The sequence below is a fragment of the Lunatimonas lonarensis genome (assembly GCF_000390185.1).
Taxonomy (GTDB): domain Bacteria; phylum Bacteroidota; class Bacteroidia; order Cytophagales; family Cyclobacteriaceae; genus Lunatimonas; species Lunatimonas lonarensis.
In genome coordinates, this window is the sequence record NZ_AQHR01000107.1 from 108,731 (window position 1) to 124,430 (window position 15,700).

The 15,700-nt window shown below is 46.1% G+C and carries 20 protein-coding genes; 1 reads left to right on the plus strand and 19 read right to left on the minus strand.

Annotated elements, in window-relative coordinates; all coding sequences use genetic code 11:
• The first annotated feature begins 13 nt into the window (after positions 1 to 13).
• Positions 14 to 1,378, plus strand: a complete 1,365-nt coding sequence (locus ADIS_RS18745) for an MFS transporter (protein ID WP_051113355.1) — start codon at positions 14 to 16, stop codon at positions 1,376 to 1,378.
• A 6-nt stretch (positions 1,379 to 1,384) separates the two neighbouring features.
• Here the strand turns inward: ADIS_RS18745 and cysM are convergent, their stop codons facing one another.
• The 19 genes from cysM to rpmD all read right to left on the minus strand — a co-directional run bounded on the left by cysM (position 1,385) and on the right by rpmD (position 15,699).
• Positions 1,385 to 2,263: a cysteine synthase CysM gene (cysM, locus tag ADIS_RS18750; protein WP_010856261.1), complete on the minus strand. Its 879-nt coding sequence runs from the start codon at positions 2,261 to 2,263 to the stop codon at positions 1,385 to 1,387.
• A gap of 33 nt (positions 2,264 to 2,296) precedes the next feature.
• Positions 2,297 to 3,130 (minus strand): serine O-acetyltransferase EpsC, encoded by an 834-nt coding sequence (gene epsC, locus ADIS_RS18755; protein ID WP_010856262.1) that lies wholly within the window; start codon positions 3,128 to 3,130, stop codon positions 2,297 to 2,299.
• 24 nt (positions 3,131 to 3,154) lie between these two features.
• Positions 3,155 to 3,730 (minus strand): hypothetical protein, encoded by a 576-nt coding sequence (locus ADIS_RS18760; RefSeq protein ID WP_010856263.1) that lies wholly within the window; start codon positions 3,728 to 3,730, stop codon positions 3,155 to 3,157.
• Positions 3,711 to 3,998, minus strand: coding sequence for an FtsB family cell division protein (locus ADIS_RS18765; protein ID WP_010856264.1), 288 nt, complete (start codon positions 3,996 to 3,998; stop codon positions 3,711 to 3,713). The genes ADIS_RS18760 and ADIS_RS18765 overlap by 20 nt, the downstream gene beginning before the upstream one ends.
• Before the next feature lie 118 nt (positions 3,999 to 4,116).
• A complete protein-coding gene (locus ADIS_RS22470; RefSeq protein ID WP_010856265.1) occupies positions 4,117 to 5,328 on the minus strand; it encodes a carboxypeptidase-like regulatory domain-containing protein in 1,212 nt (403 codons plus the stop codon).
• A 194-nt stretch (positions 5,329 to 5,522) separates the two neighbouring features.
• Positions 5,523 to 6,680, minus strand: coding sequence for a 6-bladed beta-propeller (locus ADIS_RS18775; protein ID WP_010856266.1), 1,158 nt, complete (start codon positions 6,678 to 6,680; stop codon positions 5,523 to 5,525).
• Between the two features lie 119 nt (positions 6,681 to 6,799).
• Positions 6,800 to 8,077 carry a phosphopyruvate hydratase gene (gene eno / locus ADIS_RS18780; protein WP_035806958.1) on the minus strand — a complete coding sequence of 426 codons (1,278 nt, stop codon included), beginning with the start codon at positions 8,075 to 8,077 and terminating at the stop codon, positions 6,800 to 6,802.
• A 21-nt stretch (positions 8,078 to 8,098) separates the two neighbouring features.
• The gene (gene carA, locus ADIS_RS18785; RefSeq protein ID WP_035807012.1) at positions 8,099 to 9,190 is read right to left on the minus strand and encodes a glutamine-hydrolyzing carbamoyl-phosphate synthase small subunit; all 1,092 of its coding nucleotides are present in this window, start codon (positions 9,188 to 9,190) and stop codon (positions 8,099 to 8,101) included.
• Between the two features lie 135 nt (positions 9,191 to 9,325).
• Positions 9,326 to 9,835 carry a 50S ribosomal protein L17 gene (rplQ, locus tag ADIS_RS18790; protein WP_035806960.1) on the minus strand — a complete coding sequence of 170 codons (510 nt, stop codon included), beginning with the start codon at positions 9,833 to 9,835 and terminating at the stop codon, positions 9,326 to 9,328.
• Between the two features lie 6 nt (positions 9,836 to 9,841).
• The gene (locus ADIS_RS18795; RefSeq protein WP_010856269.1) at positions 9,842 to 10,831 is read right to left on the minus strand and encodes a DNA-directed RNA polymerase subunit alpha; all 990 of its coding nucleotides are present in this window, start codon (positions 10,829 to 10,831) and stop codon (positions 9,842 to 9,844) included.
• A gap of 34 nt (positions 10,832 to 10,865) precedes the next feature.
• Positions 10,866 to 11,471: a 30S ribosomal protein S4 gene (gene rpsD / locus ADIS_RS18800; protein ID WP_010856270.1), complete on the minus strand. Its 606-nt coding sequence runs from the start codon at positions 11,469 to 11,471 to the stop codon at positions 10,866 to 10,868.
• 18 nt (positions 11,472 to 11,489) lie between these two features.
• Positions 11,490 to 11,888: a 30S ribosomal protein S11 gene (rpsK, locus tag ADIS_RS18805; RefSeq protein WP_010856271.1), complete on the minus strand. Its 399-nt coding sequence runs from the start codon at positions 11,886 to 11,888 to the stop codon at positions 11,490 to 11,492.
• Between the two features lie 15 nt (positions 11,889 to 11,903).
• Complete coding sequence (rpsM, locus tag ADIS_RS18810) at positions 11,904 to 12,281, minus strand: 30S ribosomal protein S13 (protein ID WP_010856272.1); 378 nt, start codon at positions 12,279 to 12,281, stop codon at positions 11,904 to 11,906.
• Between the two features lie 5 nt (positions 12,282 to 12,286).
• Positions 12,287 to 12,403, minus strand: coding sequence for a type B 50S ribosomal protein L36 (gene ykgO, locus ADIS_RS18815; RefSeq protein WP_009053196.1), 117 nt, complete (start codon positions 12,401 to 12,403; stop codon positions 12,287 to 12,289).
• A gap of 84 nt (positions 12,404 to 12,487) precedes the next feature.
• The gene (gene infA / locus ADIS_RS18820; RefSeq protein WP_010856274.1) at positions 12,488 to 12,706 is read right to left on the minus strand and encodes a translation initiation factor IF-1; all 219 of its coding nucleotides are present in this window, start codon (positions 12,704 to 12,706) and stop codon (positions 12,488 to 12,490) included.
• Positions 12,699 to 13,475, minus strand: coding sequence for a type I methionyl aminopeptidase (gene map, locus ADIS_RS18825; RefSeq protein WP_010856275.1), 777 nt, complete (start codon positions 13,473 to 13,475; stop codon positions 12,699 to 12,701). Before map ends, infA begins: the two co-directional genes overlap by 8 nt.
• A gap of 1 nt (position 13,476) precedes the next feature.
• On the minus strand, positions 13,477 to 14,793 hold the full coding sequence (gene secY / locus ADIS_RS18830) for a preprotein translocase subunit SecY (RefSeq protein WP_010856276.1): 1,317 nt from the start codon (positions 14,791 to 14,793) through the stop codon (positions 13,477 to 13,479).
• 3 nt (positions 14,794 to 14,796) lie between these two features.
• On the minus strand, positions 14,797 to 15,243 hold the full coding sequence (gene rplO, locus ADIS_RS18835) for a 50S ribosomal protein L15 (protein WP_035806967.1): 447 nt from the start codon (positions 15,241 to 15,243) through the stop codon (positions 14,797 to 14,799).
• 276 nt (positions 15,244 to 15,519) lie between these two features.
• Positions 15,520 to 15,699: a 50S ribosomal protein L30 gene (gene rpmD / locus ADIS_RS18840; protein WP_010856278.1), complete on the minus strand. Its 180-nt coding sequence runs from the start codon at positions 15,697 to 15,699 to the stop codon at positions 15,520 to 15,522.
• Between the last annotated feature and the right edge of the window lies 1 nt (position 15,700).

Here is a 15,700-nt window from a genome sequence, read left to right on the forward strand (position 1 = left end):
TACCCTACTGCCGATGACCGAACAGACGCCTAGAAAGAGACTCCCACTCGGGCAAATCTGGAATATGAGCTTCGGTTTTTTGGGCATTCAGATGGGATTTGCCCTACAAAATGCCAATGCTAGCAGAATCCTGCAAACCTTTGGGGCAGATGTAGAGCACCTTTCGCTCTTCTGGCTGGTGGCCCCTGTAACAGGTATGATCGTGCAGCCCATTATTGGACACTATAGCGACCGTACATGGACCAGGCTGGGACGGAGGCGTCCCTACTTTTTGGTTGGCGGATTACTTGCAGCTACTGGCCTGATTTTGCTGCCCAACGCATCTCTCTTCGTAGCGTTCCTTCCCGCACTTTGGATAGGTGCCGGTTTCCTGATGCTGATGGATGCTTCCTTTAACATCGCCATGGAGCCTTTCAGGGCGTTGGTGGGGGATTTGCTGCCAAACAGTCAGCGGACGCTTGGATTTTCCATTCAGACCGGACTTATCGGAATTGGCGCTGTACTGGGATCTTGGCTTCCCTATGTACTGGGGGAATGGCTGGGGATTTCCAGCACGGCAGATCCCGGAATCATCCCCACGAATGTGGTAGTATCCTTCTTTGTGGGGGCAGCCGTCTTGTTGGGAACGATCCTTTGGACAGTGTTCACCACCAAAGAACACCCTCCAAGCCCGCCCCCTCAGTCAATAGCTCCCAAAACAAATGGATTTACCTCCATATTCCGCGACTTTTGCCATATGCCCAACACCATGCGTCAGTTGGGATTGGTACAGTTCTTTTCATGGTTTGGGTTGTTTTCCATGTGGGTGTTCACCACTCCTGCGTTGGCACAACATAGTTGGGGATTGGATCCTGCGGACACCAGTTCCGCTGCGTTTAACGAAGCCGGCAACTATGTCGGGATCATCTTTGGTGTCTATAATTTTGTAGCGGCAGTTTTTGCCTTCCTGCTTCCCACTATCGCCAACCGCATCGGAAGAAAACGCACCCATGCACTCTGTCTCAGTTTAGGCGGCATAGGGCTGATCTCCATGCTGCTAATTACCGATCCCAATCACCGATGGCTGCTGAACATTTGCATGGTGGGTGTTGGCATCGCTTGGGCAAGCATCTTGGCGATGCCTTACGCGATGCTCGCCGGCTCCATCCCCCCTGCCAAAATGGGCGTGTACATGGGCATCTTCAATTTCTTTATCACAGCTCCGCAAATTGTCAACGGCTTAATCGGAGGATATATCGTCAAAAACTTCTATGAAGGAGAGGCCATTTACGCATTGGTAGGGGCGGGCGTACTATTTTTATTGGCGGCAGCCAGTGTGCTTTTTGTAGAAGAAAAAGAGCCATGGTCAACCAGAATAAAATGGCCCTCTAGTTCGTAACCTCATCTACCCAAACAGATCCGAACTCAGGTAACGGTCACCCCTATCACAGGTGATGCATACAATCACACCTTCCTCCAACCCTTCTGCCACCCTCAATGCTGCGTGCAGCGCACCGCCGCTACTCATACCGGCTAATATTCCCTCTTCCTTGGCCATGCGGCGTGTCATCGCCGTAGCCTGTTCTTGACTGACATCCACCACCCGGTCTACCCGATCCGCTTCGAAAATCTTGGGCAGAAATTCCGGAGACCACCTTCGTATTCCCGGAATACTGGAACCATCCGTTGGCTGTGTACCTACTATCTGAATAGCAGGGTTCTTCTCCTTCAAAAAACGGGATACTCCCATAATGGTGCCCGTGGTACCCATCGCTGAGACAAAATGGGTCACTTTTCCATCCGTGTCACGGTAAATTTCCGGCCCGGTGGTCTGGTAATGGGCCCAATAATTATCCGGATTGGCAAACTGGTTGAGCATGTGGTAACCTTGGTTCGCCGCCATGTCCTCGGCAAGCGTTCTGGAATATTCAATCGTCTTCTCGGCAGGCGTAAGAATGACCTTCGCTCCATAGGCTTCCATGGACAGTACGCGCTCCTTGGTAGAATTATCCGGCATAATCAGTGTCATCTCCACTCCTAGCAGATTAGCTACCATAGCTAAGGCTATCCCCGTATTGCCACTGGTAGCCTCCACCAGCCGGGATCCTTTGGTTATTTCTCCCCGCTGCATAGCTTGGCTGATCATATGATAGGCAGCTCTATCCTTTACAGAACCCCCAGGGTTTTGGCCTTCCAACTTGCAAAAAATCGTGACCTTTGGGTTCACGGGAATATTCTCCAAGGCAACCAACGGAGTATTGCCTATAAGCCTTACTAACTTCATCGAATGATTTGTTTTTCTCTACAAGTTATCTGATCAATCATCCCTTTTGAGCACATACAGATCGGTCAGATTGGAGGAGGCATCGTAAAGTTTGGTCTGGTAATAAATTTTACTTCTTGGAGGAATACTTTTGGTCAGCCATACATTGCCCCCTACGATGCTCTCTCTGCCTATTACCGTATCCCCTCCCAAAATGGTGGCACCTGCATAGATCACCACCTGATCCTCTATGGTGGGGTGACGTTTTTTGTCGGCGTCTTCTTTGTTTACACTAAGTGCCCCTAGGGTTACCCCCTGGTAGATCTTTACGTGATCCCCGACCACACTGGTCTCACCAATCACGATTCCCGTGCCATGGTCAATACAAAAATGCCTGCCTATCCGGGCCCCGGGATGGATCTCTACACCCGTTCGGCTATGGGCATACTCTGCAATCATTCGGGGGATCAGAAAAACCCCCAAGCTGTGCAACAAATGGGCAACGCGGTAAGCCGCTACCGCATAAAAACCAGGGTAGCAGCGAATGATCTCCGTCTTTGACTTAGCGGCGGGATCTCCGGCGTAAATCGCCTCAAGGTCTTCCAACAAGAGGTCATACACATGCTCCATCGAGTCAAAAAACTTTATAGCCAGCTCCTCCCCATCACCGGAATGCAGCTGACTGTTTCGCGTAAGAATCTTTTTCAACTGAACCTGAAGGTCAAAATACTTCATTTCCAGGTTTCCCCTTTCCTTCAGCAGTTCATTGGCATGCTCAGGAAACATCAGTCCGAGGATATCCTGAAAAAACCGATTGATCACCTTAGGGGATGGGCATCCAGGGCAAAGGTTATGGGACTGGTGCAGGCGATCAATAAAAGTAGACATAGGCTAATCAACTGGGGATGTATGCTAGAATACAAAACCAACCCGAATTACATAAGGTTCATTATAGGGGGATCTGATATTGTCGTGCAACAGATTATAAAGAACCATAAAATTCATTCCCCCCCGATTCCCGAAGGGGGAAAAATACCCCGCCCCTACCAGAAAGCCGGGAACCCAGTCCCGCGTAAACACCACATCGTTGGTATTGGGAACCCGATTCGCTACCTCCACGTTGAGCGTTTCGTACTCTGCGTGGGCAAAGATGCGTGGCAATACATTGTATCGATTGAAAATCCTCCCACCATAGATATTGGAACTAAAATTAAAAAAGCGGTCGTTAAAATACTGGTAGGTAGCACCCACACCTGCGGAGTACTTTTCAGTGACCATAACCCCCGCAAGCGGAGAAACATCGATAAAGGTAATCGTACCAAACTGTAGGCTCAGATTACCTCCAAAATACATCCGTTCACTTAGTGGGGGATTGTCTTCCGGGTAAATCTCTCGCTGCGCTTTCGATTCAAAAAGGATAATCCCGGAAATCCAAAGGGTTAGGGCAATGCATTTTACAATAAGGGAACTATTCTTCCACAATAACATATAGATCTTCGGCTTTTCGTTTCATCAAATACCTTTCACGGGCAAACTTCTCTAAAAGTTCGTAATTGCTCATCAATTCCTCCCTGTCAGCCTGCACCTTTTCTTTTCTCTCCAGGTAAAATTCCTTCTGCCGTTCCAAATCGCGAAGTTTTGCGCGTAGCTTGATATGGCTTACGATATCATTGGTATCTATAAAGACCATCCACGCAACAAATAAAACAGTAAAAATAAAGTAGAAGTTCTTGGTGTATTTCAGGTATTTGCCCATCGCCTTCTTATATGTTTACACAAATATAGTCAATGAAGGTATTCCAAAAGTTAAAAGGAGAGAATAAAATCATCAGCCTCAAGACACCTCCGGCGAAGCGGCCGATATGGATATACGATTAATCCTCCAATGAAAAGTCCATAGGGAGTGAATCCGCCATTTTTTGCCATGCCCAATATCCGTATAAATGAAGGTGCAACGGATTCGATTCCTGACCTGATGGGTAGATGGTGAGGGGAGCTATCAAGCGAATGCTGGAAACCGGGTTTTCAGAAACCGGGCGGTAGCCACTATGGAAGCTTCTCACATATTCTTTTGGGAGTTTGGCATGTTTATAGGTTATTTGAAGATAGTTTTCAAAATCCAATTCAATGGTCCCCTCCACATTACGGCTATAGGAATTTGAAGCCAACAGCTCCTCTTCCACTTTCTCGATTGTTTTTGGTAGCTTCTCCTTCTCAATCAATGCGTTCAGGGAGTCTTTAAACAAACTATACGGAAGCTGATTTATCTCCTGCATGCGTTTTTTCGCATCTTCTATGGTCTGATCATCAGGCCTGTCCGGATTTGGAATTAATTCCATATGTCTAACTTCAAACCCTTCTTCACTAACTATGCCGTCCCTGAGGGCTCTTTTAAAATGCATCCAAGAACCCAAATACGCTCTTTTCCTTGCCTTTGCCCATCTATTAAGCTTTAGCCTACTACCTCCATCGAATTCCATATAGCTGGGATATCCCATATAGCGGAAAATTCCCTCTTCAATATAGTATTCAAAAGATGACAACAAGTACCTGATATGAAATCCCAATCCGTGATTTTCTATTTCCAAAAAATCCACACTTCTAACTTTTAGCGAACTTTCTTGCCTGTCTATGACCAGCACTTCCGGGTTAAGAATTTCACTTCGCATCCCATTCTCGCTACTCCCAAGGAAAAAAAATTGAAATGTTTTCAAGTTCTCATACCACTCGCTGCTTCTTTCCGCCTTTACTTCCAATTCTTTCAATTCAACAACAAGTGGAGCAAGCTCAAACAAATATGTCAGAGGGCCGGAGGTAAAATCAGCTTGGTAAACCAGTCTGTCATACCCCATCATGGAAACAATAATTTCGTAGACACCTTTATTCACCTTCAGTTCAAATTGACCATTTTGATCCGCTATGGATCCTTGCATGGAATTGTTGATGAATACGGAGGCAAAAGGGAGGGGCTCATTGGTCGTGCCATCAACTATACGTCCGGTAATGGATACCTGCTGGGCAATCCCTAAGTTGCTGCCAATCAATAGAAAAACAGCAAATAATACTGCTACTAAATGTTTAGACATGGCCTGATTGAAAAAGGGAGTCTATCATATCCCTTTCTGCTTTACGGAGGGTTAAATTGAAGGTTGTAGTTTGTCCGCTAAACTGTTAGATCCTCCCTGTTTGAAATGCACTTTCGGCATAAACGTAGGGTCAAACGTATACCCCTTAATAAGGAATAATTGTTGATGATGTAGAACCGAGTGCAAGAGTTATCCTATCGCAAAGCCGCAACGATCAATACCGGGTTGTCGTCGTCTGCCCAACCCTCTAGCTGGTCACGCAGCCCTGGAGCCAATTGCATTTGCCCCACACCCGACTTCAGCGTCTTCATTTCTACCAAGAAAACCAACTCCCGATCCGAACGAAATCCCACTGGCTGGTAAAAAACCGCTGATTCGTGCTGTTGCAAAACTTGCTTCTTTATGCGGTTGCTTGACTTGTCTAGCTTGCTTGACTTGTCTAGCTTGCTTGACTTGTCTAGCAAGACCTGATGGTTTTCTACCCCTTTTATGGATTGAACGTAAATTTCAAATAAACTGTACGATTCACTGTCGTGCATCCTATACACATCGGCAAATCCCCGCTCATTTAGCTTCATAAATCCCTCCATCAAATCTTCCTCCCAAAACTCGGCTGGGACAGCCATGCGCCCAAAATCAAAGGATACGTGGGGAGTAATGCTATCACCCACCACCTCGTAGATCACATCGTCAAAGGAATCGTGAAAAAACAACCGATCAGGGAACGCATACAGGTTAACACCTGTGATCGGCATCATATCGTTGGAATAATCGTTCTCCAAAAACCGGCCGACTATCACCCCTTCCTCATCCAACAAATAAAGTCGATGGTCCGAGACCGGTAAATTATGTCCGGCGTACACAGCTAAGCGACCCGTTGGACTCCATTCCGCTGAAAAGCCCAAAACACCCAATGAGGTAGATTCCGGTGTGCCCTTTGGCATTGGAAACCGAATAAGCTCGGTATGCATACCTTGTCCAGCGAGGATTTCAAGCCCCTCGCCGGGCCGTAGCAAATGGGAAATACCGGCTACCTTATCGGGACCTTCCCCTACCTCCAATAACTTCCCCACATAAGCCCCATCACTCAAAAAATAATGCACATCTCCTCGTCGCTGACTCTCCCAAATCAAGTATCCATCGTTCCAAAACCTTACCTCAACTTGAGTGCTGAGCAAATTGTCTGAGTGGGTTTCCAAGGGGATCAATTCCTTAATCTCCCATGAAAACGTATCCTCGATCACCTCCATCAACACAATGCGATCAACGGGGGAAGAATCCGGAGAAGACTCACAGGATACCAAAAGGATCATAAACATAGAAAGGCAAGGGAAAATAGACAAAAAGCGCATAGAAGCAATGGGTTAGATATAGACGATTAATTTACCTAATTTTTTAATAATTTAAAACAATGCATAAAAAAAGCTCCGGATAACCGGAGCTTTTATTGAATAAAATATTTGTTAGCTAGTTAAAACTTTTTTCCGGGGAAATAAGCCGAATCACCGAGCTGTTCCTCGATTCTCAAAAGCTGATTGTATTTGGCCATACGGTCAGACCTGGAAGCAGAACCTGTCTTAATCTGGCCGGTATTCAATGCGACTGCAAGATCCGCGATCGTAGAGTCCTCTGTCTCCCCAGAGCGGTGAGACATGACCGACTTGTACTTATTTCTATGGCAAAGATCCACCGCGTTGATGGTCTCTGTTAGCGAACCGATTTGGTTTACTTTCACCAGCAGTGCATTGGCAATCTGCTGGTCAATGCCGGTCTGCAACCTTTCTACGTTAGTAACGAACAAATCGTCACCTACAATCTGAATCTTATCTCCTACTGCCTCAGTCATCAGTTTCCAACCGTTCCAGTCGTCTTCGTGCATACCGTCTTCGATGGAGATAATGGGGTATTTGCTCACCCAGTCCTTCCAATAATCAGACATCTGCTGCGAAGTCAATTCATCGCCAGTTGATTTCTTGAACACGTAAAGTCCACGTTCCTCATCGTAAAACTCAGAAGAAGCGGCGTCCATCGCGATGAATACATCCTCACCGGGACGGAATCCAGCCTTCTCTATGGCCTGAAGCACCACTTCAACTGCCTCTACATTAGAACGCAGGTTTGGAGCAAAGCCACCTTCATCCCCCACATTGGTAGAGAGACCTTTGGCCTTCAATACGGACTTGAGGTGATGGAAAATCTGAGTGCCCATTCTCAAAGACTCGGAAAAGGTCTGAGCACCGGTGGGCATTACCATAAACTCCTGAAAATCGATTGCATTATCGGCATGTGAACCGCCGTTAAGAATGTTCATCATCGGAACGGGCAGGGTATTGGCATTTACACCCCCAACATAGCGAAACAAAGGCTGACCTGCCTCCATGGCAGCAGCTTTGGCCACGGCAAGGGATACGCCTAAAATCGCATTAGCTCCTAACTTGCTTTTGTTTTTGGTTCCATCCAGGCTGATCATCAGGTGATCGATGTGGTTCTGCTCAAACACGTCAAAGCCTACCAGCTCGGGGGCGATGACGTCATTTACATTGGCAACGGCTTTCAATACCCCCTTACCCATGTAGACACTTTTGTCTTCATCTCTCAATTCCACCGCTTCGTGAACACCGGTGGATGCACCACTGGGAACAGCTGCTCTTCCGAAGGCTCCTGAATCGGTGAAAACATCCACTTCTACCGTGGGGTTACCCCTTGAATCTAAAATTTGTCTCGCGTGAATAGATTGAATCAATGACATACTATGAATGGTTTATGTTTGTTACTTTTTGGTTAGGGAAATAAATTCATCAAACAGGTACCGGGAATCGTGCGGTCCTGGACTGGATTCGGGGTGGTACTGAACGGAAAATGCCGGGCGACTCTTTAGGCGAATACCAGCGACGGAACCATCGTTCAGGTGCACATGGGTAATTTCAACATCCGGGTTCTTTGCTATGTCTTCTTTGGTAACGACAAACCCGTGATTTTGGGAGGTAATTTCGCTTTTCCCTGTCAACAGATTTTTGATCGGGTGGTTGAGACCTCTATGACCATGGTGCATTTTGTAAGTGGATATACCACAGGCCCTTGCCAAAATCTGGTGTCCAAGGCAAATTCCAAAAAGAGGCTTTCCAAGTGCAAGTATTTGTTTGGCGGTTTCTACCGCATAATCCATCACCGCAGGATCACCTGGGCCATTGGAAAGGAAATAGGCATCGGGCCCCCACGCTTCCATTTCCTCTAGACTGGTTTTGGCAGGAAATACTTTGCAATAAGCACCTCGCTCGGAAAGACAGCGCAGGATGTTTCGCTTTATTCCGTAATCCACACAGGCGACTTTAATGGACGAACCCTCTTCGCCAAAAAAATAGGGCTCCTTGGTGCAGACTTGGGAAGAAAGCTCCAGGCCATTCATGTCAGGGACTTTTTTGAGTTCGGCGCGCAACGCATCCAAATCAGAGATCTCTGAACTGATAATGGCATTCATGGCTCCTTTGGAGCGGATATGCCTTACCAACAACCGCGTATCGATATCGGCAATGCCGGTAATGCCATGCTCCGCAAGGTATTCCTGAAGAGATTGTTTGGCATCAAGACGGCTGTAAACATTCGAAAAATCATTCACCACGATGCCGGCAATTAACGGTCGAGCTGACTCAGCTTCATCATCCACTACACCATAATTACCGATATGCGGTGTAGTATTGACGATAATCTGACCGGTGTAGGAGGGATCTGTGTAAATCTCCTGGTACCCCGTCATACCGGTATTAAAACAAATCTCTCCGCCGCTGGTCCCTTCCTTCCCTACAAGCGTTCCGTGAAAGACCATTCCATCTGCTAATAGAAGTGTTGCTTTTTTTCTTGTCATAATCAAATTTGAATGGGCAAATTTAAGGATTTTATCAGTAAGTGGGAGTATAAATGCGGAAAGGATACAAAAAAGGGATTGAACCATCGCCCAATCCCTTTATCTATACCATTATCCCGACACACTAGTAGGTCGCTATTCCGATTTTTTCTCTTCGCTGCCTTCGCCTTCCGCAGCAGGGGCATCCACTGCTGCTGCGGGTGCTGAATCCTCAGCCTTACCGCTGCTACGGCGACTCCTTCTGCGAGTGGACTTCTTCGCCGGCTTGGCATCTTGAAGCATCAGCTCGTTAAAGTCCACCAACTCGATAATACACATTTCTGCATTATCTCCCAGACGAAGTCCGGTTTTGATGATCCGGGTATACCCCCCTGGTCTGCTGGCAACTTTATCTGCTACGGTACCAAAAAGCTCCTTGATGGCCTCTTTGTTTTGGAGGTAAGAGAAAACAACCCGTCTGTTATGGGTGGTATCTTCCTTCGCCCTGGTGATGAATGGCTCTACGTATTTTCTCAGTTCCTTGGCCTTTGCCAGCGTAGTAGAAATCCGCTTATGTAGGAACAGCGAACTAGCCATATTGGACAGCATCGCCTTTCTGTGCGAGGCGGTTCTTCCAAGGTGGTTAAATTTCTTGCCGTGTCTCATTTTATTTTATTCTTCTTCAAGTTTATACTTTGACAAATCCATGCCGAAGGTGAGCCCCTTCTCCTGGATCAACTGCTCCAATTCAGCCAGGGATTTTTTCCCAAAATTGCGGAACTTCATCATATCGGAAATCTCCAGCCTGGCTAGATCGCCCAGCGTCTTTACATCAGCAGCCTTCAAGCAGTTGTATGCTCTGACAGAAAGGTCCAAATCACTGAGGGACGTCTTCAAAAGCTTCCTCATGTGCAGGTATTCCTCGTCAATCGGCTCGATGGCACCACTTCCTGGGGCATCGATCACCATCGTCTGATCCGAGAATAACATGAAGTGTTGGATCAAAATCTTGGCAGATTCCTGCAGGGCCTTTTCCGGGTGGATGGATCCATCCGTGGTAACTTCCATCACCAACTGCTCGTAGTCTGTCTTTTGCTCAACCCGGGTATTCTCTACCCTGTATTTTACATTTTTGATAGGCGTAAAGATCGCGTCAATGGGAATGACCCCATAAATCTGCTCTTTAGGCTTGGACTCCTCGGCCGGCAGGTACCCTCTACCTTTTTCAACTGTCAGTTCGATTTCCAAACTAATAGAGTCATCCAAATGACAGATTATCAGGTCAGGATTCAAAACCTCAAAGGAAGAAGTATACTTGGCAATGTCACCTGCGGTAAAAACATCCTTGCCTTTTACCTCAACAGTTATCTTGCCATCTATGGATTCATGCAGTTTTTTAAATCTTACTTGTTTCAGATTTAGGATAATATCAGTAACATCTTCCACTACTCCCTCAATACTGGAAAACTCGTGCACTACACCCGGCAGCTTCACTGCGGTGATGGCATAGCCTTCCAAGGAAGAAAGAAGGATTCTCCTTAATGCATTACCAATAGTAACCCCGTAACCTTTTTCCAGAGGCTTGAACGTAAACAGACCATGAAAATCATCTGCTTTTTCCATCACCACCTTTTCCGGCATTTGAAATGCTAATATGGACATATCGATCGTTTTTTTAAGGTCGGGAATTAATTAATTATTTAGAGTAAAGTTCAACGATGAGCTGTTCTTTGATATTCTCAGGGATGTCTTCCCTTACAGGGATACTGACAAATTTCCCGCTCATAGAGGAAGCTTCCCACTCCAACCAAGGGAATCGGTTGGAAGGTCTTCCTGTTAAACTTCCTGTGATCGCCTCCAGAGACTTCGAACGCTCCCGTACAGAAACAACATCACCTGGCTTTAGGGTGTAGGAAGGAATGTTTACCAACTCTCCGTTTACAAGGATATGCTTATGGGAAACAAGCTGTCGGGCAGACCTACGGGTAGGCGCTATACCGAGGCGATACACGGTATTGTCAAGCCTTGACTCCAACAACTGGAGCAAGTTTTCACCTGTAACACCCTTTTTCCTAGAAGCAATATCAAACATCCTCGCAAACTGACGCTCTAGGATGCCATAGATGTATTTAGCCTTTTGCTTTTCCATCAACTGGATCGCATACTCAGACTGCTTTTTCCTTCTACCCCTTCCATGTTGACCGGGAGGATAGTTCTTTTTTTGAAGCACTTTACTTTGCCCTTCGATAGGTTCGCCGAACTTTCGGGCAATTTTCGCTTTTGGACCTCTATATCTAGCCATGCTAACTCTTCTTTAAAATTATACTCTTCTGCGTTTGGGAGGACGACAACCGTTGTGCGGTAGCGGGGTCACGTCTGTAATGGTCGTAACGTCCAGTCCTACATTCTGCAAGGTTCTGATCGCTGATTCCCTTCCTGCTCCAGGACCCTTGACAAATACCTCCACCTTTCTCAATCCTAGGTCATAAGCAACCTGACCGCAGTTCTGAGCGGCCATTTGCGCTGCGTAGGGGGTGTTCTTTTTAGAACCCCTGAACCCCATCTTACCAGCAGACGCCCAAGAAATAACCTGACCTGAATTATTGGTAATAGATATGATGATGTTGTTGAAGGAAGCCTTGATATGGGCTTGGCCCACCGCCTCTACTTTTACAACTCTTTTCTTAGCTTTCGCTTTTTCGTTTCTTTTCTGAGCCATGATCTAAATCAAGATTTATTTAGTCGCCTTCTTTTTGTTAGCAACAGTCTTTCTCTTACCTTTTCTCGTTCTGGCGTTATTCTTGGTCTTTTGCCCCCTTACTGGCAATCCCTTACGGTGTCTCAAACCTCTGTAACATCCAATATCCATCAGCCGCTTGATACTGAGCTGTATCTCCGACTTAAGTACACCCTCTGTTTTGAACTCTTCAGCTATGATGTTCCTGATAGCAGTAGACTCATCGTCGTCCCACTCGCCAGCCTTTTTATCAAATGAAATTCCCGCCTTGCTGAGGATCGCTCTGGCCGAGCTCCTTCCTATACCGAAGATATAGGTAAGACCGATTTCTCCCCGCTTGTTATCCGGGATGTCAACACCTGCAATTCTTGCCATAGTAATTAACCTTGTCTTTGTTTAAACTTTGGATTCTTTTTATTGATCACATAAAGCTTTCCTTTCCGTCGGATCACTTTGCAATCAGCGCTTCGCTTCTTAATAGATGCCTTAACTTTCATAGGATTACAATTTTTCTTTCAATGTCCATACCTCTTTCTGAAAATAGATCCAAAAAGAATATATCCTCTAAACTTATTATTTGCTTACTTATACCGATAAACAATCCTCCCCTTCGAAAGATCATAAGGAGACAGCTCCAACTTAACCTTATCGCCTGGTAGGATTTTAATATAATTCATCCGCATTTTACCGGAAATATGTGCTATCAGCTGATGCCCATTTTCCAGTTCCACTTTAAACATTGCATTGGACAGGGCCTCCACGATGGTGCCGTCCTGCTCTATTGACGCTTGTTTAGCCATATATGAAATTTTCTTCTATGTACTCATGCGTGGTCAAAACCTCTGTCTTATCCTCAAAAATCGCAACCGTATGCTCAAAATGAGCCGAAACTTTCCGGTCAGCGGTTCGGATAGTCCAGCCATCCCGTTCCTGTACCACGTTTCTTGTCCCGAGGTTTACCATGGGTTCTATCGCAATGACCAACCCGTCCTTTAGAACAGGGCCACTTCCACGTTTTCCATAGTTCGGTACCTCCGGTGCCTCATGAAGGCTCTTGCCCAAACCATGCCCTACAAGTTCACGAACGATGGTGAATCCATTGGACTCTACAAATTTCTGGATAGCGTGCCCTATATCTCCGATACGGTTGTTAAAAACCGCCTGTTCGATACCAAGAGCCAAAGATTCTTTGGTCACATCTAGCAACCTCAAAATAGAGGGGGAAACTTCACCGACAGGGTAAGTATAAGCAGAATCGCTATGAAAACCTTGGTGAAAGACTCCACAATCTATTGAGATTATATCCCCATCCTTCAATTCGTAGCCGCTCGGAAACCCATGAACGACCACCTCATTTACCGAAATACAGAGAGAAGCAGGAAACCCGTTATATCCTTTGAAAGACGGAATCCCCCTATGATCTCTGATGTACTCCTCTGCAATTTTATCGAGGTAAGAGGTCTTTACCCCTTCCTTTACATATTTGGCTATCTCGCCGTGTGCTTTTCCTAAGATCTGGGCACTTTGTTTTATTAACTCTACCTCTTCCCTGGTCTTATACCGTATCATACTACGCTACTGCATAACTAGAAGGATCGTTCTTCATGTTACCGCTTTTCATAAGGCCCTCGTAATGGCGCATCAACAAGTAGCTTTCAATCTGACGAAGGGTATCAAGGATTACGCCCACCATAATAAGCAACGAAGTACCGCCATAAAACTGGGCAAATTCACCACTGACACCTGCCACGATGGCAAAAGCCGGTAATATGGCAACGACAGAAAGTAGAAACGATCCTGGAAGCGTGATCCTCGAAATGATGTTGTCAATAAAATCCGCAGTTGGCGCACCGGGTTTGATTCCCGGAATAAATCCACCATTTCGTTTCATATCTTCCGCAATCTGCTCCGGATTTACGGTAATCGCAGTGTAGAAGAAGGTGAACAAAATGATCATGATTGCAAACACCAAATTGTATTGCCAGCTGGTGAAGTCACTAAAGGTAGTTCCGATGTACGCAGCGATATCACTCGAATCAGCCCAAATCTGCGCAATCAGCGCGGGAAGGAACATCAACGACTGGGCAAAAATTATCGGCATTACACCTGACGCATTCACCTTAATCGGGATATACTGCCGCTGTCCGCCATACACTTTACCTCCCACCACTTGCTTAGCGTACTGCACCGGTATTCTCCTCGTGGCTTCGGTAAGTGCTACTGTACCCACTACCACAAAGAAAAGAACCACCGCCTCAATGATCAACAAAAGAATACCTCCCGACCCCTTGGACAACGACTCCGCAATAATAGCTCCGGGTAGTGCAGATATGATTCCAATCATGATCAACATTGAGATACCGTTTCCGATTCCCTTTTCAGTGATCTTCTCTCCCAACCACATACAAAACATCGTTCCCGAAGTAAGTAACACCAAAGAGCTTACCATAAACAAGGACTTGTTTATCATGATGGCCTCATTGGGGATAGTGGCGGTTATGTAACCAATTCCTTGCGCGATCGTGATGAGGATCGTCAATACCCTCGTGATCTGATTGATCCGCTTACGTCCAGATTCACCTTCCTTCTGCAGCTTTTGAAAATAAGGCACACCAACAGTTAACAACTGCAGCACGATAGATGCAGATATATACGGCATGATACCAAGTCCAAATATGGAAGCCCTACTAAAAGAGCCTCCCAGGAATGTATCTATCAAACCAAATATACCTCCTGCGGACTCTCCGAGCAGATTGGGATCTACACCTGGCAACACGATAAAAGAACCAATCCTAAAAACCACCAGGAAACCTATGGTATTCAGGATACGGATTCTCAAATCTTCTATCGAAAAGATGTTCTTAACCGTTGTGATGAATTTTTTCATTGTTTAAAGCTTATGGACAGTTCCGCCAATGGTTTGGATAGCTTCCTCGGCGGACGCTGAGAACTTGTGCGCACTTACATTCAATTTCGCTGTAAGTTCGCCTGTTCCTAGGACTTTTACAAGATCTTTCTTTGACACCAAGCCATTTTCAACCAACGTATCGAATGAAATCGTGTCTATGCTTAGCTTGTCAGCCAGCGTCTGTAGGTCAACAAGATTTACAGGCTTATAAGCCACCCGGTTTACATTTTTGAAACCGAACTTGGGCACCCTACGCTGAAGGGGCATTTGACCACCTTCAAAGCCGATCTTCTTCTTATAACCTGACCGGGATTTAGCCCCCTTATGTCCTCTGGTGGAAGTCCCTCCTCTGCCAGACCCAGGACCACGTCCTATACGCTTCTCTGATTTGACAGACCCAGCGGCAGGCTTTAATGTATGTAGTTTCATGTGTCTATAATTATTTTTAAGGGGTCACATGGAATCTCGCATGGTTGCCCCGAATAGCTATCGGGGCATCCCGGTTTGTGACGGCTACGTCATGCTCGATTTCATCTGTTTATACTATTTTTAGCAGCATTCGTATCCGATGTGTTGCCTTTACCTTGGCTTGAAATATCCAATGAAAAGCGATTCAGAAATTGGATTGCTGTTGTAATCGATTTAACCTGTTGTGAACAAGAGGGCGGCGGATTAAAATGCAAACGACATCCCACCGCCGACCGATCAAGCCTCCTCAGTCTTTACCAGGTGGCTTACTTTGTTGATCATCCCCAGAACCTGCGGGGTAGCTTCCACCTCAACAGTTCGGTTTATCTTTCCCAAACCCAATGCAACGATGGTTGCCTTCTGGTCTTTTGGTCGTTTAATTGTGCTTCGAATCTGTGTAACTCTAACCTTAGCCATC